Consider the following 452-nt stretch of genomic DNA (forward strand, 5'->3'; position numbering starts at 1 on the left):
CCTCTAGCTCAGGCCCCGTCGGCAGGTCGGTCTTGGCAGCCCGGGTGGCGAGCGCGGCGACCTCCTTCTGCGCGCCCGAGGCGGCGAGACGGTCGCCGCCGATCTGCGCCTCGATCGCAACGGAGCGCTTCGAGAAGGCCTCGATCACAGGGTCCGGGATGCCGCGGATCTCGAACTGCCCTTGTCCGGCCGAGCGCAGGGACAGGCCGAGCTCGCGCGAGAGCCGCTCGGCTAGGACCGCCCTGTAAGCACTGCCCACCACGAGTTGCCAGCGATAGAGCCGTTCCGGCTCGAGGGTCCTATGCTTTTTGTCATTGCATAGGGATAAATTCAATAACACACAGTGCGTGTGGCAGTTGGGGTCGCCTGCCCGCGAGGTGTAGTGATCGAAGAGGCCGACGATCAGGCCGGCGGGCGCCTCGCGCAGGTGCCCGCCGGCGCCGAGCCGGACC

Annotated in this window: 1 protein-coding gene; it reads right to left on the reverse strand. The window is 68.1% G+C overall.

What is annotated here, in order from left to right; translation table 11 throughout:
- Positions 1-452: MobF family relaxase (gene mobF / locus C1631_RS25555; protein ID WP_165828378.1), on the reverse strand; the 452-nt coding region annotated here is incomplete at both ends.

Source organism: Chryseobacterium phosphatilyticum (genome assembly GCF_002899825.2).
GTDB lineage: Bacteria > Bacteroidota > Bacteroidia > Flavobacteriales > Weeksellaceae > Chryseobacterium > Chryseobacterium phosphatilyticum.